Annotated in this window: 19 protein-coding genes and 1 tRNA gene; 11 read left to right on the top strand and 9 right to left on the bottom strand. The window is 66.6% G+C overall.

Annotated features, from left to right (window positions below; genetic code table 11):
* Positions 1–59 precede the first annotated feature (59 nt).
* The gene (locus AB431_RS18170) at positions 60–1,277 is read right to left on the bottom strand and encodes a branched-chain amino acid ABC transporter substrate-binding protein (protein ID WP_047331113.1); all 1,218 of its coding nucleotides are present in this window, start codon (positions 1,275–1,277) and stop codon (positions 60–62) included.
* A 186-nt stretch (positions 1,278–1,463) separates the two neighbouring features.
* Positions 1,464–2,081, bottom strand: a complete 618-nt coding sequence (locus tag AB431_RS18175; RefSeq protein WP_047331114.1) for an ANTAR domain-containing response regulator — start codon at positions 2,079–2,081, stop codon at positions 1,464–1,466.
* A gap of 114 nt (positions 2,082–2,195) precedes the next feature.
* On the opposite strand from AB431_RS18175, the gene AB431_RS18180 reads away from it, so the two are divergent.
* From AB431_RS18180 to AB431_RS31595, 3 genes are all read left to right on the top strand, one after another.
* A tRNA-Leu gene (locus AB431_RS18180) sits at positions 2,196–2,272 on the top strand.
* A 149-nt stretch (positions 2,273–2,421) separates the two neighbouring features.
* Positions 2,422–3,546: an ATP-grasp domain-containing protein gene (locus AB431_RS18185; protein ID WP_144418297.1), complete on the top strand. Its 1,125-nt coding sequence runs from the start codon at positions 2,422–2,424 to the stop codon at positions 3,544–3,546.
* 77 nt (positions 3,547–3,623) lie between these two features.
* On the top strand, positions 3,624–3,842 hold the full coding sequence (locus AB431_RS31595; protein ID WP_047331116.1) for a hypothetical protein: 219 nt from the start codon (positions 3,624–3,626) through the stop codon (positions 3,840–3,842).
* A 135-nt stretch (positions 3,843–3,977) separates the two neighbouring features.
* Here the strand turns inward: AB431_RS31595 and AB431_RS18195 are convergent, their stop codons facing one another.
* A complete protein-coding gene (locus AB431_RS18195; protein ID WP_052960320.1) occupies positions 3,978–4,232 on the bottom strand; it encodes a hypothetical protein in 255 nt (84 codons plus the stop codon).
* Between the two features lie 10 nt (positions 4,233–4,242).
* A complete protein-coding gene (locus AB431_RS18200; RefSeq protein WP_047331117.1) occupies positions 4,243–5,040 on the bottom strand; it encodes a nitrilase-related carbon-nitrogen hydrolase in 798 nt (265 codons plus the stop codon).
* Between the two features lie 46 nt (positions 5,041–5,086).
* Here AB431_RS18200 and speB point away from each other — a divergent pair, with 46 nt between their 5' ends.
* Positions 5,087–6,031, top strand: coding sequence for an agmatinase (gene speB, locus AB431_RS18205; RefSeq protein ID WP_047331118.1), 945 nt, complete (start codon positions 5,087–5,089; stop codon positions 6,029–6,031).
* Between the two features lie 81 nt (positions 6,032–6,112).
* Entirely contained in the window at positions 6,113–7,384 is a 1,272-nt protein-coding gene (locus tag AB431_RS18210; RefSeq protein ID WP_047331119.1) for an adenylate/guanylate cyclase domain-containing protein, read from the top strand.
* A gap of 18 nt (positions 7,385–7,402) precedes the next feature.
* Here the strand turns inward: AB431_RS18210 and AB431_RS18215 are convergent, their stop codons facing one another.
* The 3 genes from AB431_RS18215 to AB431_RS18225 are packed head-to-tail and all read right to left on the bottom strand — an operon-like array spanning position 7,403 to position 9,941.
* Positions 7,403–8,155 carry an amino acid ABC transporter ATP-binding protein gene (locus AB431_RS18215; protein ID WP_200902777.1) on the bottom strand — a complete coding sequence of 251 codons (753 nt, stop codon included), beginning with the start codon at positions 8,153–8,155 and terminating at the stop codon, positions 7,403–7,405.
* Between the two features lie 11 nt (positions 8,156–8,166).
* Positions 8,167–9,087 (bottom strand): amino acid ABC transporter permease, encoded by a 921-nt coding sequence (locus AB431_RS18220; RefSeq protein WP_047331121.1) that lies wholly within the window; start codon positions 9,085–9,087, stop codon positions 8,167–8,169.
* A gap of 5 nt (positions 9,088–9,092) precedes the next feature.
* Positions 9,093–9,941 carry an ABC transporter substrate-binding protein gene (locus AB431_RS18225; RefSeq protein ID WP_144418490.1) on the bottom strand — a complete coding sequence of 283 codons (849 nt, stop codon included), beginning with the start codon at positions 9,939–9,941 and terminating at the stop codon, positions 9,093–9,095.
* A gap of 226 nt (positions 9,942–10,167) precedes the next feature.
* Between AB431_RS18225 and AB431_RS18230 the strand changes: the two genes are divergently transcribed.
* The 6 genes from AB431_RS18230 to AB431_RS18255 all read left to right on the top strand — a co-directional run bounded on the left by AB431_RS18230 (position 10,168) and on the right by AB431_RS18255 (position 17,169).
* Positions 10,168–10,749 (top strand): HdeD family acid-resistance protein, encoded by a 582-nt coding sequence (locus AB431_RS18230; protein WP_200902654.1) that lies wholly within the window; start codon positions 10,168–10,170, stop codon positions 10,747–10,749.
* A 109-nt stretch (positions 10,750–10,858) separates the two neighbouring features.
* Positions 10,859–12,307 (top strand): cytochrome ubiquinol oxidase subunit I, encoded by a 1,449-nt coding sequence (locus AB431_RS18235; protein ID WP_047331124.1) that lies wholly within the window; start codon positions 10,859–10,861, stop codon positions 12,305–12,307.
* Positions 12,308–12,317: 10 nt separating this feature from the next.
* Entirely contained in the window at positions 12,318–13,361 is a 1,044-nt protein-coding gene (cydB, locus tag AB431_RS18240) for a cytochrome d ubiquinol oxidase subunit II (protein ID WP_047331125.1), read from the top strand.
* Between the two features lie 59 nt (positions 13,362–13,420).
* Positions 13,421–15,019: a thiol reductant ABC exporter subunit CydD gene (gene cydD / locus AB431_RS18245; protein ID WP_047331126.1), complete on the top strand. Its 1,599-nt coding sequence runs from the start codon at positions 13,421–13,423 to the stop codon at positions 15,017–15,019.
* Positions 15,006–16,610, top strand: coding sequence for a thiol reductant ABC exporter subunit CydC (gene cydC / locus AB431_RS18250; protein WP_047331127.1), 1,605 nt, complete (start codon positions 15,006–15,008; stop codon positions 16,608–16,610). The genes cydD and cydC overlap by 14 nt, the downstream gene beginning before the upstream one ends.
* A gap of 10 nt (positions 16,611–16,620) precedes the next feature.
* Positions 16,621–17,169, top strand: a complete 549-nt coding sequence (locus AB431_RS18255; protein ID WP_047333549.1) for a DUF4190 domain-containing protein — start codon at positions 16,621–16,623, stop codon at positions 17,167–17,169.
* A gap of 4 nt (positions 17,170–17,173) precedes the next feature.
* Here the strand turns inward: AB431_RS18255 and AB431_RS18260 are convergent, their stop codons facing one another.
* On the bottom strand, positions 17,174–18,631 hold the full coding sequence (locus AB431_RS18260; protein WP_047331128.1) for a bifunctional lysylphosphatidylglycerol flippase/synthetase MprF: 1,458 nt from the start codon (positions 18,629–18,631) through the stop codon (positions 17,174–17,176).
* The gene (locus tag AB431_RS18265; protein WP_047331129.1) at positions 18,624–19,490 is read right to left on the bottom strand and encodes an acyl-CoA thioesterase II; all 867 of its coding nucleotides are present in this window, start codon (positions 19,488–19,490) and stop codon (positions 18,624–18,626) included. Before AB431_RS18265 ends, AB431_RS18260 begins: the two co-directional genes overlap by 8 nt.
* Positions 19,491–19,501: the final 11 nt, after the last annotated feature.

A 19,501-nucleotide genomic window follows, 5' to 3' on the forward strand; every position in this document is an offset into this window, starting at 1 on the left:
GGTGTGTGAAACGAGAACGCGTCCGAGCCTTGCGGTCCCGGACGCGTCCCCCGAATCTGCTACTGAACCTTGTAGATCCAGATCAGGGTGGTGGTGAGTTCACCCTTGTCGGTCCACTGGTACTTACGGGCCACACCCTGTCCGTTGTAGTTCTTGACCCAGTCGAGCAGGTCGGGACGGGTGATCTTGCCGGCGTCTATGCCCTTCAGCAGAACGGTACCGAGGTCGTATCCCTCGGTGCTGTAGGTGCCGGGCGCCTGACCGAACTTCTTGGTGTACTCGTCGGCGAAGGAGCCGGTGGCCGGGCCGCAGGGGCAGGACAGGATGGCGTCCTTGGAGGACTGGCCGGCCTGCTTGACGAACTCCGGGTCCTTCGTGCCGTCGGCGCTGACGAACTTGCCGGTGTACCCGCCGTCGCGCAGCTGCTGCACGAAAGGAGCGGCCTCGGCGTAGTAGCCGCTGTAGAACACCGAATCCGGCGACTGCCCCTTGACCTGCGTGACCGCCGCCGAGAAGTCCTTGTCGCCCTTCTTGACCGAGATCTTGCAGGCATCCAGGGCCACCGGGCCCAGCGTCTCGCGGACCGCTGCCGCCAAGCCTGTGCCGTAGTCGGTGCTGTCGTCGACGACGCAGACCTTCTTCTGGCCCAGCGTGTTCTTCAGGTAGTTGGCCACCGACGGGCCCTGCACGCCGTCATTGGCCAGGCCGCGGAAGAACGTCTTCCAACCCTGATCGGACAGCGTGACATTGGTCGCCGAGGCGGTGGCCGCAACGAGGCCGGCCTGGTCGAACACTCCGCCGGTGGCCTTGGTCTCACCCGAGAACGCCGGCCCGACAAGACCGATGGTGAACGCGTCGTCGACGATCTGAGGTGCGATCGCGGTGGCCTTCTGCGGATCGCCCTCGGTGTCGAAGGGCTTCAGCTGCACCTGGCAACCAGGATTGGCGGCGTTGTGCTTGTCGATGGCCAGCTGCACGCCGTCCTTGATGTTGATACCCAGCGCGGCGTCGGGCCCGTTGAGCGCGCCGGCCATCGCGATGGACACCGGCGGGCAGGTGGCCTTGCCGTCTCCGGCCGGATCGGCCGGGGTGGCACCCGCATCGGGCTTGACCTCGGCACCGTTCTGATCGATCTGAACCTGCTCGACGATTTTCAGGTCGCCCTGCGAGGAGTTCCCACCATTCGACGGGGACTGCTTGTTGCAGCCGGCGATACCGACGACCACCAGCAGCGCCGAACTAGCGGCGATTGCACTGCGTGTCGCGCGTCCGCGCACGTTTCACCTCCGGGTCAGTAGTTTCACGGCGCCGACGTCGCAGACCACCATCCGGCCCACTCTCGACACTGCGGTAGAACATAACCAACCGGTGGCCGCAGCGCGTCATCTTGGCCAACGCCTGGCCGTGAGCATATTCCGGATCGCCCCAAACGGCGCGGTCAGAGGAAACGCAGACTTAACGCGTCAGTTCGACGCCGGATCCGCACCGGGCGTGTCGAGGGTCTCCAGCACCACCTCGGCGACCCGCTTCATGGTGGTTCGCCGGTCCATCGCCGCCCGCTGGATCCACTTGAACGCCTCGGGTTCGGTCATCCCCTGGTTGGCTTGCAGCAGACCCTTGGCCCGCTCCACCAGCTTGCGGGTCTCCAGCCGGTCCGAGAGGTTGGCCACTTCACGCTCGAGTTCGGCGATCTCGCCGAACCGGCTGACCGCGACCTCGATCGCCGGGATCAGGTCGCTGATCGAGAACGGCTTCACCAGGTAGGCCATCGCGCCGGCGTCGCGCGCCTTCTCCACCAGATCGCGCTGACTGAAGGCCGTCAGCACCACGATCGGGGCGATGCGCTTGCTGGCGATCTCCGCGGCCGCGTCGATCCCGTCGCGGCGCGGCATTTTGACGTCCATGATCACCAGGTCGGGACGCAACTGCTCGGCCAGCTCGACGGCCTCCTGGCCGTCGCCGGCCTCGCCGACCACCTCATAGCCCTCGTCCCGGAGCATCTCGGCCAGATCCATCCGGATCAACGCCTCGTCCTCGGCGATCAGCACACGTCGGGAAGTACGGTCTGCGGCGTCGGTCATGCAGTCATTGTCGCGTGATCGACCCCAAACAGCGACCGCGGGGCATCGCAGCCCACCGGTTGGCGACGTCACCCGCGCGATCCACTATGGTGGAACACCGCCGCAACAGGCCCGGCCCTCGTATCCCAACTGGCAGAGGAAACGGATTCAAAACCCGTGCAGTGTGAGTTCGAATCTCACCGAGGGCACCAGAAATTCAGCAAACAGCCGTATGCCGGCCCCTGGCTCCTGACCCCGGGGCAACTCCCAGGGCCGGACTACGGGCAAAAGTTCGAGTCCTCTGAAAAGATGTGCGAGCGTTCAGCAGTCATCTTCCGCTTCGCCCTGAGGAATTTCGCCAATGCCCACAGCTGACACCGGCACTTTGACGCGACCCAGAGTTCTCCTGGTCTGCTCGCAGCCCAGCCTCACCTGCTCTGCGCTGTACTGCCTCAAGGGCATGGGCGCCAAGGTCGTCGCCGCCGGTGACCCAGGCCTGAAGTTTCTGCGCTTCTCCCGGTACTGCGAGACGTTCGTGCCCTGCCAGGTCTACGGCGCCGACCCCGACGAATTCGCGGCCCGCGTCACGGAACTGGCCGGCGAACACCGGGTCGACATCATCATGCCGGGCGACAGCGACAGCCTGTTCCTGCTGGCGGAGGTCAAGGATCGCCTGACCACGCCGGTCTTCCCGATCCCGACGTTGCCGCAGCTGCACCGACTCAACGACAAGCACGCATTTCACGACACCTGCGTGCAGGCGGGCGTGCCGGTCCCGGCCTCGATCTTCGTGGCTGACAAGCACGGGCTGAACCCGGACGAACTGGGCGAACGGTTCGGCTATCCGCTGATCGTCAAGCCCACGACGTGGGGCGGTTCGGATGGCCTGCTACTGGCGAAGTCGGCCGACGACATTCGCCGGCAGATCATCGACAACGACGACTATCAGTACCGCCCGCTGGTCGCGCAGGAGTTCCTGCCGGGCCAGGATGTCGGGCTCAACGTGTTCGCGGTCGAGGGCGAAGCGATCCTCGCCGCACCGCAGATGCGCGACGGCGAGACGATCACACACCTGGACAACGAGCAGGTGGTGTCCCTCGGCAAGCAGTACGTCAAGGCGGCCGGCCTGACCGGACTCGCGCATCTCGACGCTCGGCTCGGTCCCGACGGGCACGTCAGCTTTCTCGAGTGCAACCCCAGGATCTGGGCCTCGGTCTGCCACTCGTACTGGTGCGGCGAGAACTACGTCGCGGCCGGGATACGTCATGCACTGGGTCAGCCGGTTTCCGAGCCGACGCCGATTGCGAACCGGTCCGTGACCGCGCCCGCCCACCTTCTGTTCGACCTGGCCAGGGGGCGCCGCAAACCCTGGTCGCTGGACCGCTGCAACCGGCGGGCACTGGCACAAGGCTGCGCCGACCCGGTGCTCCTGTTCCGCCGCTACTTCGACCGCCCCACGAGGCGGACGGTGCCTACGTCGAAATAGCGCCCCGCTCACATCATTTCGGCTGCGCGGTGGCCGCTTTAGCTGCGGTCGACCCTTACCGAACGCAGTTGTTCCCGATGACCTGCTTGCAGGTGTCTCCCGGCGGCGCCGGGTTGACCGTCGGCGAAAACGAGTTGGGCCCACCCGGCGACACTGCCTTCTCGGTGGGTGACGGCGCGACGGAGGACGACGGAGTGGTCGTCGTCGACGACGGGGCATCCTTCGCGTTCTGGCTGCAGGCGGTCAGCGCCCCCATCCCGACAATCGCAGCCCCGCCAGCAAAGAGTGCAATCTGACGAGTCAAGCGCCCAGAGCTCATGATTGTCCCTACTCCCCGTCGTCATAGGCCGACTCGGCACGGCCGATGGGCAGAGACTACCGTCCAGGCAAACTTTCGTAGGGCAGAATTCATCGCCTTCGTGGACGAGCGATCAGCCCCCGATGGAAATCACCAGTCCCCCACCCCAGAACGGCCAGCCCCAATTCGGGGTGGCGATCGTCCCCGGCGAGGTGGTGATCTGCGCGTTGCCCGGACTCTGGCAGACCGTGGTGGTCGGCCCGACGTTCGTGCAAGTCGGGTTGCCCGACGCCGTCGCGGCTATACCAAAGCCCGCGAGCAGCATCGCGGAGAAGAACAGCACCGTTCCCACTACCACGTGCCAGGGGCGGAGATGTCGAGTCGTCATAGCAGTGCTTTCAATACAGGTCGATGCGGCGGTCCGACAGCAGGTCGACGTACTCCGTCAGCGTCTTGTCGTGCGTTGCGGACAGGTCGACGTCGGCGATGGCCAGCCCCGGCCCTGCGCCGGCCTCGGCGACCACCCAACCGTCCGGGCCGATGATCACACTGCCTTCGGTCCACCGCTGGTTGCGCTCCACTCCCGCGCGATCGCAGACTGCAACGACGACCCGATTGAGCCTCGCGGTGGACATCGCCGTGATGACCTCGCCGGCGCGTTCACCCTCCGGGCGTGGGAACCGCGGCCAATTCACCGGGGCCACAATCAATTCCACGCCGTCGACCGCAACCCGGCGAGTCACCTCACCGAACTCGAGGTCGTAGCAGACCATCACCGCGATCGCACCGTGCCGGGTCTTCAACACCGTCGGCAGCGTTGCGCCGGGGGCGAAGATGAGCTTCTCGCGGTCCCACAGATGCGTCTTGCGGTAGGTGGCGATCGGCCCCGCACGATCCAGCGCCAGCGCGCTGTTGTACAACACACCGTCCTCGCCGAGCTCACAGAACCCACCGATCACGATCGCGTCCCCGGCGACCGAGCGCCACGCCTCGAAGGCCGGATCGGTCGGGCGCAACGCCACCGAGCGCGCTTCGCCGGCGTCGGCGAACATATACCCGGAAGTAGCCAGCTCGGGAAGGACCACGACGTCGGCCCCGTGGGCGACGGCGTCGGCCACGGCCGCTGCCGAGAGCTCGAGATTGGCCTGCAACGCACCGAGCGTCGGGTCGATCTGAGCGCACGCGATCCGGGTCACTCTTGCAGGCTAACCTCGCCCGCAAGGAACCGGCAGAGGAGGAAGCATGGCATCCGACGTCGTAGGACCCGTCGACGCAACGAAGTATCCCCGCTACACCGAGCCGTCGACATTCGCGCGGCTGCCACGGATCGACGAAGTGCCCGGCGCCGACGTGTGCATCGTCGGGGTGCCGTTCGACAGCGGGGTGTCCTACCGGCCCGGAGCGCGATTCGGACCATCACATGTGCGAGCGGCGTCGAAGCTGTTGCGGCCGTTCAACCCCGCGCTGGGGATCAGCCCGTTCGCTGCCCAGCAGGTGGCCGACGGCGGCGACATCGCCGTCAACCCGTTCGACATCGACGAGGCGATCGCAGGCATCGACACCGCGATGACCGACCTGCGAAAGGACGGGGCGACCGTGCTGACGATCGGCGGCGACCACACGATCGCCCTGCCGATCCTGCGCTCAGTGGCGCGCGACCACGGACCGGTGGCGGTACTGCATTTCGACGCCCACCTCGACACGTGGGACACCTACTTCGGGGCGCCCTACACCCACGGCACACCTTTCCGGCGAGCCAGCGAGGAAGGGCTGATCGACATGGAGCGATCGCTGCACATGGGCATCCGGGGCCCGCTCTACAGTAAGACTGACCTAGAGGACGACGCCGTTCTGGGCTTCCAGGTCATCCGCTCCGATGACTATGAATTCGACGGTGTGACAAGCATTGTGGAGCGAATGCGCAAGCGGCTCGACGGTGGACCGGTGTACGTCTCGGTCGACATCGACGTGCTCGATCCGGCGCACGCACCGGGTACCGGAACACCTGAAGCCGGTGGGTTGACGTCGCGCGAACTACTCAACACGTTGCGGGGGCTGGTGGGTCTTGATGTGGTCGGCGCCGACATCGTCGAGGTGGCCCCGGCCTACGACCACGCGGAGATGACCGGGATCGCCGCTGCCCACGTCGGCTACGAACTGCTCTCGGTGCTTGCGGCCAACCGATAGGCTGCCGGTGTGGGCACCCTGCGAAAATGCGCTGGTTCGGTGCCGTCGGACGGACCGGCCCAACGCGCGGACTGTGAGCGTATGCAGCGCCGCACGCCGGCCCGAAACCTGCACTGGGCCGAGTCGATCAGGCGCCGTCAGCGGGTGCTCAACATTGCGGCGTCGATGGCGGCCGTCGTCACCGCCGTGGTGGGAATCCTGCAGTTCGTCACCGGCGAGCATCTCGTGGTCATCGGGTTGGTCAACCTCGGCACCGCGGCGATCTTCGGGATCATCCCGCTGCTGCACCGCTTCGGCGACATCATCGCCGCGCTGGCCTTCGTCTTCTTCGCGTTCGTATCGCTGACGATCGTCGGCTGGCAGGTCGGGACCGATTCGGGCATCCAGTTCTACTACCTGGTGTCGGCGTCGCTGGCGGTGCTGGTACTCGGCGTCGAACATGTTGTGCTGGCCTCGACCGTGGTGGCGATCGGCGCCGGGCTGACCATCGCGTCGCAGTTCCTGGTCCCCGGCGACACCGGAATCCAGCCGCGCTGGCTGGTCAACGCCGGGTTCGTGATCACGACCGTGTCCGCCTGCGTGATGATCTTCGCGACGGTCTGGTACGCCATGCGGGAAGTCTCGCGCGCCGAAGCGGCAATGGAATTCGAGTACCTGCGCTCCGAGGCGCTGCTGGCCAACATCCTGCCCGCCACGATCGCGGCACGGCTCAAAGACCCGGCGCGCGGCACGATCGCCGACCGGTACGACGACGCTTCGATCCTGTTCGCCGACATCGCCGGCTTCACCGAGCGGGCCAGCCAGATCGCCCCCGCCGAGCTGGTGCGCTTCCTCGACCGGCTGTACACCACCTTCGACCGGCTGGTGGACAAGCACGGCCTGGAGAAGATCAAGACCACCGGCGATTCCTACATGGTGGTCAGCGGTGTGCCCGAACCCCGGGCCGATCACGTCGAGGCACTCGCGAATCTCGCCCTGGACATGGCCAAGGCGGTCCGAGATCTGCGCGATCCCAACGGGCAGCTCGTCCCGCTGCGGATGGGGATGGCCGCCGGCCCGGTCGTTGCGGGCGTGGTCGGCGCTCGCCGGTTCTTCTACGACGTGTGGGGCGACGCCGTCAACGTCGCCTCCCGCATGGAGACCACCGATCCCGAGGGCCGCATTCAGGTGCCTCAGGATGTCTACGAGCGGCTGCGTGACCGCTTCATCCTCGAGGAGCGCGGCGACGTCGAGGTCAAGGGCAAAGGCCTCATGCATACCTGGTATCTCGTCGACCGCCGGGCTCTGCCGGCCGCGGACAGCGCTCGACCCGCCCAGGAAGAGACTGGGCGGGTCGAGAGTCCAACCGGCTGAACCTGCGATTCTCGCGCGCTACATGACTTTCGACAGGAACGCCTTGGTGCGCTCGTGCTGCGGGTTGCTCAGCACCTCGCGCGGCGCGCCGCTCTCGACGATCACCCCGCCGTCCATGAACACCAGCTCGTCGGCGACCTCGCGGGCGAAGCCCATCTCGTGGGTCACCACGATCATCGTCATGCCTTGACTGGCGAGCTTTTTCATCACGCCCAGCACCTCGCCGACGAGCTCGGGATCGAGCGCCGAAGTCGGCTCGTCGAACAACATGAGTTTCGGATCCATTGCCAGCGCACGGGCGATCGCCACGCGCTGCTGCTGGCCGCCGGACAGCTGCGCGGGGTAGGCGTCGGCCTTGTCCGACAAGCCCACCGTGGTGAGCAGCTCGCGAGCACGCTCGACCGCGGCGGCCTTCTTGACCCGCTTGACGTGCACCGGCGATTCGATGATGTTGGCCAGCGCCGTACGGTGCGGGAACAGGTTGAAGTGCTGGAACACCATGCCGATGTCGCGGCGCTGTTTGGCGGCTTCACGCGGGGGCATCTCATAGAGCTTGTCGCCGCGCTCGCGATAGCCGATCAGCTCACCGTCGACGTAAAGCCTTCCCGCGCTGACATTTTCGAGGTGATTGATGCACCGCAGGAACGTCGACTTGCCGGAGCCCGACGGCCCGACAAGTACCAGCACCTTGCCGCGGTCGACCGACAGCGTCACACCCTTGAGCACAGACAGGGCGCCGAAGTCCTTGCACACCCGCTCGGCGCGCACCATGGGTTCACCGGTCATACGTGTCCTGCCTCCGTACCGGTCTGCGCCTTCGCCAATGCCTCGAGTTGCTTGGTGGTCAACTTCCTGGATATGCCGCGGGAGAAGTACTTCTCGAGGTAGTACTGCCCCACCATCAGCACGCTGGTGACCACCAGGTACCAGGTCGCCGCCACCAGCAGCATCGGAACCGGCTCGAAGGTGCGAGCCGCGATCTCCCGAGAGGCAATGCTGTACAGGTCATAGGAGTACGGCACGGCCGTCACCAGCGAGGTGGTCTTCAGCATGCTGATGACCTCGTTGCCGGTCGGCGGGATGATGACCCGCATCGCCTGCGGGAGCACCGTGCGGCGCATCGTCATTCCCCACGACATGCCCAGCGCGGTCGATGCCTCCGACTGCCCCTCCGGCACCGACGTGATCCCGGCGCGGATGATCTCGGCCATATAGGCGGCCTCGTTGAGGCCCAGACCGATGACCGCGAGCAGGAACGGGATGGACAGGTTCTGCAGGTCGAGATGAAAGAACGACGGCCCGAACGGCACCCCGAGCTGGATGTGCTGATAGATCGTCGGGATCAACCCCCAGAACACCAGCTGCACATACACCGGTGTGCCGCGAAAGATCCATAGGAAAACCCATGCGACCGAACCGAATACGGGGTTGGGCGACAGTCGCATCACCGACAGCACCACACCGAGCACGATGCCGAGCGCCATCGCGTACACCGTCAGCTGCAGTGTGTTGAAGACACCGAGCATGATGCGCTCGTTGAACAGGTAGTCGCCGTAGGTCGACCAGCCGTAGGCCGGGTTGGTGGCCGCGCCGTAGATGAACAGGCCGAGCAGGACGACGATGACGACCGCCCCCACCCACCGCCAGGGATGACGAAGCGGTACCGCGTTGATGGCAGGTGGAGCCGACTCGTCGACAGCCATATCGGTCAGCTGGTCCCTCCGTTGATGACCGGCTTGGTGATCATTCCGGCTTCGACACCCCAGTTGCTGGCGATCGTCTTGTAGTCACCGGTCTCGATCAGGTGCTCGAGCGCCTTCTGCAGCGAGGCCGCCAGCGGCGAACCCTTGGCGACCGGCCAGCCGTAGGGTGCCGAGTCGAAGATCTCGCCGGCCGCTTCGAGTTTGCCGTTGCTCTGCTTGATCGCGTAGGCGGTGACCGGCGAGTCGGCCGACATCGCGTCGGCCTGGCCGAGCACGACGGCGTTGGTGGCGGCGTCCTGACCGTCGAACTTCAGGATCTCGATCGCCGGCTTGCCCGCGTCGGTGCATGCCTTGCTCTTCTTGGGGAGCTCGTCGGTTTCCTCGGTGGTGGTCGCCTGCACGGCGACCTTCTTGCCGCAGGCGTTGTTCGGGTCGATCGGCGAGCCGGGCTTCTGCGCCCACATGATGCCTGCGTTGAAGTAGTCGACGAAGTCCACCGACTGCTGGCGCTCCTTGGTGTCGGTGAACGATGACATCCCGACGTTGAAGGTGCCCTGTTGGATCGACGGGATGATCTTGGCGAAGTCCGCCTCGCGGAAGTCGGCGGTCAATCCCATCGTCGAAGCGATCGCGTTCATCAGATCGACGTCGAAGCCGACGATCTTGCCGCTGGAATCCTTGAATTCGTTAGGCGCGTAAGGGATGTTCACGCCGACGACCAGCTTGCCCGACTTCTTGATGTCGTCGGGGACGGTCGCTGCGATCTCGTCGACCTTCTGCGCCTTGGCCGCCGTGGTCGAGGTCGACGGCCCCGCGCCCGAGTCGTTCTTGCTGCTGCAGCCCGAAAGGGCCATGGCACCCGCTACGGCTACCACTCCGGCAATGCGACACCATTTCTGCACGGTTGCCTCTTTCTCTCGACTGCATCCGGGCTGTCCTGCCCGAAACTAGTGGCCCGGTCCAGGTTTTGTACCGCCGGTAACGGAACAGTAGTAGCAGCGTAACCAGTTGGCAGCGGAACCAGTCGGGTGAACTGCTCAAATACCGCTCATCGGCAGCGCGCTGTGCAACACTTCGGCCATGACTACTACCTCTGCCCCGCCGCTGCTGCCGCATCTGTGGAAGTCTGTCCTGCTGTCGGGCGTGCTGTCGCTCGCCCTTGGCGTCCTGGTACTCGTCTGGCCGGGGATCTCAATCCTCGTGGCCGCGATCTTCTTCGGCGCCTACCTCCTGGTGACCGGCATCTCGCAGGTGTTCCACGCCTTCACCCTGCATGTGTCGGCCGGCGGCCGGGTCATGCTGTTCATCAGCGGCGCAGCCGCCCTCATTCTGGCCGTGCTGTGCTTCCGCAGCATCGAGAACTCCATTCTGCTGCTGGCCATCTGGATCGGGGTCGGCTTCATCTTCCGTGGCGTCGCCACCGCGGTGTCGGCGATCAGCGATCCGGACACCCCCGGCCGCGGCTGGGAGATCTTCGTCGGCGTCATCAGCCTCATCGCGGGCATCGTGGTGCTGGCATCCCCGTTCCCCTCGCTGGCCACGCTGACCCTCGTGGTTGGCATCTGGCTGGTCGTGATCGGCGTGTTCGAGGTGGTGGCCAGCTTCGGAATCCGCAAGGCCTCGAAGGATCTCGGGAATCGGCTCACCGCCCCACAGCCCTAGGATCCTCATCACAAAGGGCCAAATGCCCTAGCGCGGACGGCGCGGATCGCTACTACACTTTGTCGTAGATAGGCGACCCGCGCCTTTCGCGTTGTTTGGAGAGTTCGAGATGAGCGCTCTTGACGTGTCCCGATGGCAATTCGGAATCACGACCGTCTATCACTTCATATTCGTACCGCTGACCATCGGGTTGGCCCCGCTGATCGCCATCATGCAGACGATCTGGGTGCTCACCGACAACGCGGCCTGGTACCGGCTCACCAAATTCTTCGGCAAGGTCTTCCTCATCAACTTCGCGATCGGTGTCGCAACCGGCATCGTCCAGGAGTTCCAGTTCGGGATGAACTGGAGCGAATACTCCCGCTTCGTCGGTGACGTGTTCGGCGCACCGCTGGCACTGGAGGGCCTGGTCGCGTTCTTCCTGGAATCCACCTTCATCGGGCTGTGGATCTTCGGCTGGACCCGGCTGCCCCGGTGGCTACACCTGACCTCCATCTGGCTGGTGGCCATCGCGGTGAACCTCTCGGCGTTCTTCATCATCACCGCGAACTCGTGGATGCAGCACCCCGTGGGCACCCGGTTCAACCCTGCGACGGGCCGTGCGGAGCTACAGAGCATCGTGGAGTTGTTCACCAACAACACTGGAGTCGCGGCGTTCTGGCACGCGGTGGCCGCATCGTTCCTCACTGCGGCGACGTTCGTGGCGACGGTGTGCGCGTGGTGGATGGTTCGCGCCAAGGGCAGCCCCGACGCCACCGCCCTGTACCGTCCGGGCGCGATCCTCGGGTCGCTGGTGGCGCTGGCCGCGTGCGTCGGTTTGTTCTTCAGCGGCGACGTACAGGGCAAGTTGATGTTCCACCAGCAGCCGATGAAGATGGCCGCTGCTGAATCGTTGTGTCACACCGGAACCGATCCAGGGTTCTCCATCTTGACCGTCGGGACGCACAACAACTGCGACAGCATCACCCGCGTGATCGAGGTGCCCTACGCGCTGCCGTTCCTGGCCGAGGGCAAGTTCAGCGGCGTGACCTTGGAGGGCACCAAAGACCTTCAGCAGCAATATGAACAGAAGTTCGGCCCCGGGTGGTACGTGCCCAATCTGTTCGTCACGTACTGGTCGTTCCGCGCGATGATCGGCCTGATGGCGGTGCCACTGTTGTTCGCAATGGCCACCCTGTGGCTGACCCGGCGCGGGCGGGTGCCGGGGACTCGGTGGTATTCCCGTTTTGCTCTGGTGACGATTCCGACTCCGTTCCTGGCCGCCATTGCCGGCTGGGTGTTCACCGAGATGGGGCGCCAGCCTTGGGTGGTCGCGCCCAACCCCGACGGCGACCAACTCGTCCGGCTGACTGTGCGCCAGGGCGTATCACTGCACGGGCCGGGTCTGGTCTGGGTGTCGCTGATCTCGTTCACCTTGATCTACGCGGTGCTGGCCGTGGTGTGGTTCTACCTGATCCGTCGCTACGTCACCGCCGGCCCACTCGAGCACGACGCCGAACCGGCGCCGCCCAGCCCACCCGGGGCCGACGAAGTCGCACCCCTGTCCTTCGCGTACTGAGGAGCCAGCCATGGGGCTGCAACAGATTTGGTTTGTGATCGTCGCCGTGCTGTTCCTGGGATTCTTCGTCCTGGAGGGATTCGACTTCGGGGTCGGCATGGCGATGGCGTGGTTGGGCCGGATCGGCAACGGCGACAAAGAAACTCGCCGCAGGGCGGTGCTCAACACGATTGGCCCGGTCTGGGACGGCAACGAGGTGTGGCTGATCACCGCGGGCGGAGCCATGTTCGCGGCTTTCCCGCACTGGTATGCGACGGTGTTCTCGACGCTGTACCTGCCGCTGCTGGTGATCCTGCTGTCGATGATCGCGCGGATCGTAGCGATCGAATGGCGCGGCAAGATCGACGACCCGAAGTGGCGCCGCTGGTGCGACATCGGCATCGCGACCGGCTCGTGGCTGCCGGCAATCCTGTGGGGTGTCGCGTTCGCGATCCTGGTCAACGGACTGCCGGTGGGCCCGGACAAGAACGTCACCGGACTGTCGGTCACCGACGTGCTGAACCCCTACACGCTGCTCGGCGGACTGGCCACCTGCTCGCTGTTCGGATTCCATGGCGTGGTGTTCCTGGCGCTCAAGACCGGCGGCCAGGTGCGCACCGATGCGGTCCGGCTGGCCCGCACGCTGGCCCTGCCCGCGACGGTTCTGGTCGCCGCGTTCGGGGTGTGGACCCAACTGGCGCACGGCAAGCCGTGGACGTGGGCGGTCCTGGCCCTGGCGGTGATCGCCCAGCTCGCCGCGGTCGCTGCCGCGTGGGGCGCGCGGGAAGGTTGGGCGTTCTTGGCGACGACCATCGTCATCGCCGCGGTGGTGACGCTGCTGTTCGGGTCGTTGTACCCCAACCTGGTGCCGTCGACCATCTCCCCGGCCTACGACCTGACCATTTTCAACGGTTCGTCCAGCCCGTACACCTTGAAGGTGATGACTTGGGCCGCAGCGATATTCACCCCGATCGTGCTGGTCTATCAGGGCTGGACATACTGGGTGTTCCGTAAGCGGATCTTCGCCGAGTCGATTCCGGAGCCGGTCGGCCTGCCGCGCAGGCGCGTGCCCTGAGCACCGACCGGCGGCGGTCGGGCCCGCTGGACCCACGACTGTGGCGGGCCTCGTCCGCCGTGCGCCGGTATCTGGTCGCGACGGTCGGCTGCGGCACGCTGATCGCCGGATGCGCCATCGCCGGCGCCGTGGTCCTCGGCCATCTGGTGGCCGGTGTCATCACCGATCCGGCCACCCGCAGCGTGGCCCACTGGCGCACCGAGCTGGTGATCCTGGCGGGCCTGTGGCTGCTTCGAGCGCTGATCCTCCTGCTGCAGGGCCGACTCGGCCAGCGCGGCGCCAGTGCGGTGATCGCCGACCTCGCCGGCCGAGTGCTGCGCGCGGTCACCGCTCTGCCGCCCGGGTCGCGCGAACGTGACGACGCCACGACGGTGATCACCGGCGGACTCGACGGTCTGCGACCGTACTTCACCGCATACCTGCCCGCACTGTTCCTGGCGGCCATCCTCACCCCTGCGACGGTGATCGTGATCGCGTTCAACGACATTCAGTCGGCGGTGATCGTGCTCGTCGCGCTGCCGCTGATTCCGATCTTCATGGTGCTGATCGGACTGGCCACCGCGGATCGTTCGGCGGCGGCGCTGGAGGCGATGACCACGCTGCAGGCACGGCTGATGGACCTGATCGCCGGCATTCCCACCCTGCGCGCGCTCGGCCGCGCCGATGGTCCGGCCGAGCGCATTGCCACACTCGCTGCGGCGCATCGCCGTTCGGCGATGGCCACCCTGCGCATCGCTTTCCTGTCAGCGCTGGTCCTGGAACTGATCGCCACCCTCGGCGTGGCACTGATCGCGGTCAGCATCGGACTGCGACTGGTGTTCGGTGAGATGAGCCTGGCGGCCGGGCTGACCGTACTGCTGCTCGCGCCCGACGTGTTCTGGCCGCTGCGCCGCGTCGGCGTCGAATTCCACGCCGCGCAAAACGGAAAAGCCGCCTCCGACAAAGCGTTCGCCCTGATCGAGCAGAACCCCGAGCCACCGACGGGAACCCGGACCGTGACGGCCGCCGGCGCGGATATCGTCCTCGACGGGCTGAGCGTCGCCGGTCGCGACGGGACCTCGCCGCACCAGTTGTCCGGCCGGTTACTGCCCGGCGAAGTCACCGTGCTCATCGGCGCCAACGGCGCAGGCAAGACCACCACCCTGCTCGCGATCGCCGGGCTGCTCACCCCCACCCACGGCCGGGTCACCGTCGGCGGTGTCGTCGTCGAGGAGCTGGACCGCCCTGCCTGGTGGCGCCAGTTGGCCTGGCTGGCGCAACGTCCGGTGATCATCCCGGGCACCGTCGCGGACAACCTGGCATTGTTCGGCCCGCTCGTCGACCCGCAAAGTGCCTGCGATGCAGCCGGATTCACCGAAGTGCTGCGCACACTGCCCGGCGGTATGGACGCAGTGCTGGGCCGGGGTGGCGTGGGACTTTCACTGGGCCAGCGCCAGCGGCTGGGCTTGGCCCGGACGCTCGGCTCCCGTGCGCCCGTGCTGCTGCTGGACGAACCCACATCACACCTGGACGAAGCCACGGAACACACTGTGCTGCAGGCTATCCGCCAGCGCGCCGAGGACGGGGCAACCGTCATCATGGTCGCCCATCGTGACAGTGTGGTGCGGATCGCCGATCACGTCATCACGGTAGAGTCCGATCAGCATGCCCGCGTTTGACAGGCGCCGGCTGCTGCTGGCCATCACGCTCGGCACGCTGGCGCTGGGCAGCGCACTGGCTCTGGCCGGGGTGTCCGCCTGGTTGATCACCCGCGCGTGGCAGATGCCGCTGGTGCTCGACCTGTCGATCGCCGTGGTCGCTGTCCGCGCGCTGGGTATCTCGCGCGGCGTGTTCGGTTACTGCGAGCGGCTGGCGTCACACGACACCGCGCTGCGCGCGGCTGCCGGCGAACGCAGCGAGGTCTACCGCCGGCTGGCCCACGGGCCAGCGGACGTCACCGCGCGGCTGCACAGCGGTGACCTGCTGGCCCGGGTCGGCACCGATGTCGACACCGTCGCCGACGTCGCAGTGCGGGCATACGTCCCGATCGGTGTCGCCGCCGTGCTCGGCGTCGCCGCCACCGCCGTCATCGCGGTGATCTCCCCCGCCGCGGCCGTCGTCCTCGCGCTGTGCCTGCTGGTCGCCGGTGTGCTCGCACCCGGGCTGGCCGCGCGCGCGGCGCGAGCGCAGGAAGCGGCCGCCCGCCGGCAACAGTCCGGGCGCGATATCGCCGCCGTCACCGCACTCGAGCATGCCGCCGAGCTCCAGGTCGCCGGCCGGCTGCCGGCGGTGATCGCCGAAGCCGAAGAGCGACAGCGCGAGTGGGGCTCGGCGATGGACCACGCGGCGGCACCCGCCGCGGCGGCGGCCGCGGTCCCGACCCTCGCCATCGGAGCCAGCGTCATCGGCGCGGTCGTCGCCGGAATCGGCATCGCCGCGCACACCGCACCGACCACGCTGGCGGTGCTGATGTTGTTGCCCCTCTCGGCGTTCGAGGCCACCGTCGCACTGCCCGGCGCGGCGGTCGCGTTGACCCGGGCACGGATCGCCGCAGCACGACTGCGCGAGCTGCTTCCCGCGCCCGCCACGCAATCGACAGTCGCTGTCACCGCACCCCTGCAGACGCCCGTCCTGCGAGCCGACGTGCGTGCCGGCTATCCCGGCGGCCCTGCGGGTGAACGCGTCACGCTGACGTTGCAACCCGGTGCCCGCCTGGCGATTACCGGCCGCAGCGGCTCCGGCAAGACGGCTCTGTTGATGACCCTGGCCGGGCTGCTCCCACCGGTTGATGGCACCGTCAGCATTGACGACAAACCGACCGGCGAGCTCAACGAATCTCAATTACGCAGCGCCATCTGCTATTTCGCCGAAGACGCTCACCTATTCAGCACCACCGTGCGGGACAACCTCCTGGTGGCGCGTGGCGACTGCACCGATGCCGAACTCACCGATGCGCTCACCGCGGTCGGACTTGACGACTGGCTGGCCGGTCTGCCCGACGGATTGAGCACCGTTCTCGGTGGCGGTGCGGCCGCGGTGTCGGCGGGCCAGCGCCGCCGGCTGCTGCTGACGCGGGTATTGCTGTCCCCGGCACCGATCGTCCTGCTCGATGAGCCGACCGAACATCTCGATGCCGCCGACGGCCAACGCATCCTGACCGCCCTGTTCGACGGCCGGCTGCTGGGCCCGCGGCGCACCGTGGTGGTCGCCAGCCATCAAGTTGGTATCGACCTCGCCTGTCCGCGACTATCGATCGGCAACGGCAGGTAACGTGCAGTCCATGACTGAGCCCCCAGAGCAGGCACCTCAGCAGTCCACCCCGCCACCCCAGCAGGCCGCACCACCGCCGCCGCCCCCCGGCTATCCTGCCCCGCCCTACGGCCAGTACCCCGGCGGCTACCCGCCGGCCCCGCCGCAGCCGTATGCCGGCTACACGCCACCGCCCACCGGCCCGCGCAATGGCCTGGGCGTCGCCGCACTGGTCATCGCGATCGTCGCGCTGCTGTCGTCGTTCTCGGTGGTCGGCGGCATCATTCTGGGCATCGTCGCGGTGATCATCGGCTTCGCCGGCCGCGGCCGGGTCAAGCGCGGTGAGGCCAATAACGGCGGCGTGGCGCTCGCCGGCATCATCCTCGGATTCCTGGCGATCATCGTCGGCTTGGCGTTCATCGCCGTCTGGGTCGGCGTGTTCAAGGAAGTGGGCGCCACGGACTACATCGACTGCCTGCAGAAGGCCGGCCAGGACCAGCAGCAGGTTCAGCAGTGCGCCGACGAATTCAAGCAGTCCGTGGAGAACAAGTTCAGCGTCACTTTGACGCCGACGCCGTAGGGACCTATCGGTCGTCCTCCGGGGACTCCGTGGGCAGTCGCCGCCGCCGCGGCAGGAACTCCAGCGAGAGCAACACCACCAGAAGCGGCAGCACCTGACTCAGCGGCAGCAGCACGTACCGGCGATCGCCGAGGGCATGGAACTTGCGTAGGTACCGGTACAGCGACTCCAGCGCGATCAGCGAGTCACCGAGATGGATCGCCGTGTAGAAGAACGTGCTGAGAGCTCCCCGCTCCTTGTCGTTGAAGATCTCCGGAAACGCCGCGAACGCCAGTGAGAGTCGTTGTGTACCCGTCGATTTCATCGCGTCGATCATGTCCACCGACAACCGCTCGTCGATGCCGTTCGGGGCGCCGCGGCGCCGCCAGGGGATGTCGAGGGTGACATCGCTGCCGCCACCGGCGACCGCGTAGCGGTGAAATCCCTGCACCCGGCCGGCCTTGTCCCGCGCGATGATCAGCAGGACGCCGGGATAACGACCGGTTAGCGCTCCGTCGAGAATCATGGAGAAGCCACGCTCGGTGCGCGACCCCTTGGCCGACGACAGAAGCACGTCGGTGAGCTCGGCCAGTCGCCGGTCGTCGAGTTCGGATTCGGCGACGATCTCGGTGCTGATACCGAAGTTGTGGGTGCGCTGCACCGCCTGGCGCAGATTGCGGAACTTGCGGCCCACCATGTCGAATGCCGGCACATCGATCACCACGTCGCGGCCGATCGGTACCTGCCGCAGCGTCTGCCCGATCACCGCCCGGTCCTGCCACAGCCCGAGCCGGCGCTGGCCACAGCCCAACACCACCACCCGCCAGCCGTGGGTGCGACACATGCCGACGAAGTCACCGACCAACTCGTCGAATCGACATTCGTCGCCGATCGGGTCGCCGCTGACCACGGCGTAGCCCAGCCGGGTGCGGTAGGCGATCGCGGCGGTGCCGTCGGCGCAGAAGAAATAGCTCTTGAGGCTCTGCATCGTGAACGGGGCAACCGGATCACCGCTGGTCGCATCGACCAGCGCCCACACCCGGGCCAGCTGCGACGGGTCCGGTCGCGCGGTCATCGGCCACATCAGCAGCAGGCCCGACATCGCGACCAACACGTTGCCGGTCACGTCGAAGGCCAGCAGATGGGCAGCGAAACCGGCCAGCACCGACATCGCGGCCGTGATCGCATGTGCTGCGGTCACCGGCCGGCCCAGGAAGATGCCGCGGGCGATCAGCGCGACGGCGGCCAGAATCGTCAACGACCAGGCGACGCGGCTATCCGAGTTCCAATGGGTGTGGTGGTGATGTGCGCGGATCATCAGCACGGTGAGCCAACTCGCGGCGATCAACAACGCCAGCGCGCCCACCCAGCGGGCAGCCAGGGTGTCGACATGCACGACAACCCGCTCCCTGGCGCGCAGACGTTGCGCAACCTGAACCGGCGGTTCGGTCACACGAGGAACAATACGCCCTCTATCAGGCATTTCCTGGGAAGTGCTTCACGATGCCTTCCTGAGTCACGGTGGCCACCACGTCTCCGGAGGGACTGAAGAAGTGGCCGGTGCCCAGGCCGCGCGATTCGGCGGCGACCGGTGAATTCGTGGAATAGAGCACCCAGTCGGAGAAGTCGACCTGCCGGTGGAACCACAGCGAGTGGTTGACCGTCACCGCGAAGATGCGGTCCCAGCCCCAGGACAGTCCGTGGGTGGTGATGATCGAATCGAGGACCGTGGTGTCCGATGAATAGATCATCGCGGCGGTGTGCAGTGTCGGGTCGTCCGGCATCGCGCCATCTGCCTTGAGCCACACCTGATTTGCGGTGAGCGTGCCGCCCTTTTCGCGCATGATCCAGGACGGCTCGTTGGTGTAGCGCCACTCGATCGGGCGCAGCGCCGCGACGAATCCGGGCACCACTTTTTCGTATCCGACGAGCAGCTCGTCGATCGTGGGCAGCGTGTCCGGCGCGGGCAGACTGGGCATCGGTACGCCGTGTTCGAGTCCGCTGCCCGCAGACGTGTACGACACCAGCGCGGTGGCCAGCAGCGTGCCATCCTGGATCGCGTCGACGCGCCGGTTGGCGAAACGCCGCTCGTCACGCAGTCGTACGACGTGGAATTCGATGTCGGCGGCCGGATCACCGCCGGCGATGAAGTGCACCGACAACGCGCTCGGCGCGATCTCGTGACGAAGTGTGCGGGTGGCCGCGACGAACGCCTGCGCCATGAGCTGCCCACCGAAGGTGCGCGGGGGGTTCTTGTGCGGGTGGGCGCCGGCGAACACGTCATCGCCGATCGGGGAGAGATCGAGAATGGCCAGCAGCTCATCGAGGTCCGCGTTGGCCAAGAGTCTCTCTT

The organism is Mycobacterium sp. EPa45 (assembly GCF_001021385.1).
Classification (GTDB): Bacteria; Actinomycetota; Actinomycetes; order Mycobacteriales; family Mycobacteriaceae; genus Mycobacterium.

Excerpts from the sequence above, each read along its gene's own strand:
- speB (WP_047331118.1), top strand. The coding sequence starts at position 5,087 with ATGGCATCCGACGTCGTAGGACCCGTCGACGCAACGAAGTATCCCCGC.
- AB431_RS18195 (WP_052960320.1), bottom strand. The coding sequence starts at position 4,232 with ATGACGACTCGACATCTCCGCCCCTGGCACGTGGTAGTGGGAACGGTG.
- AB431_RS18260 (WP_047331128.1), bottom strand. The coding sequence starts at position 18,631 with ATGCCTGATAGAGGGCGTATTGTTCCTCGTGTGACCGAACCGCCGGTT.
- AB431_RS18210 (WP_047331119.1), top strand. The coding sequence starts at position 6,113 with ATGCAGCGCCGCACGCCGGCCCGAAACCTGCACTGGGCCGAGTCGATC.
- AB431_RS18185 (WP_144418297.1), top strand. The coding sequence starts at position 2,422 with ATGCCCACAGCTGACACCGGCACTTTGACGCGACCCAGAGTTCTCCTG.
- AB431_RS18215 (WP_200902777.1), bottom strand. The coding sequence starts at position 8,155 with ATGGTGCGCGCCGAGCGGGTGTGCAAGGACTTCGGCGCCCTGTCTGTG.
- AB431_RS18225 (WP_144418490.1), bottom strand. The coding sequence starts at position 9,941 with ATGGCCCTTTCGGGCTGCAGCAGCAAGAACGACTCGGGCGCGGGGCCG.
- cydB (WP_047331125.1), top strand. The coding sequence starts at position 12,318 with ATGGGGCTGCAACAGATTTGGTTTGTGATCGTCGCCGTGCTGTTCCTG.
- AB431_RS18175 (WP_047331114.1), bottom strand. The coding sequence starts at position 2,081 with ATGACCGACGCCGCAGACCGTACTTCCCGACGTGTGCTGATCGCCGAG.
- cydC (WP_047331127.1), top strand. The coding sequence starts at position 15,006 with ATGCCCGCGTTTGACAGGCGCCGGCTGCTGCTGGCCATCACGCTCGGC.
- AB431_RS31595 (WP_047331116.1), top strand. The coding sequence starts at position 3,624 with ATGACCTGCTTGCAGGTGTCTCCCGGCGGCGCCGGGTTGACCGTCGGC.
- AB431_RS18230 (WP_200902654.1), top strand. The coding sequence starts at position 10,168 with ATGACTACTACCTCTGCCCCGCCGCTGCTGCCGCATCTGTGGAAGTCT.
- AB431_RS18220 (WP_047331121.1), bottom strand. The coding sequence starts at position 9,087 with ATGGCTGTCGACGAGTCGGCTCCACCTGCCATCAACGCGGTACCGCTT.
- AB431_RS18255 (WP_047333549.1), top strand. The coding sequence starts at position 16,621 with ATGACTGAGCCCCCAGAGCAGGCACCTCAGCAGTCCACCCCGCCACCC.
- AB431_RS18235 (WP_047331124.1), top strand. The coding sequence starts at position 10,859 with ATGAGCGCTCTTGACGTGTCCCGATGGCAATTCGGAATCACGACCGTC.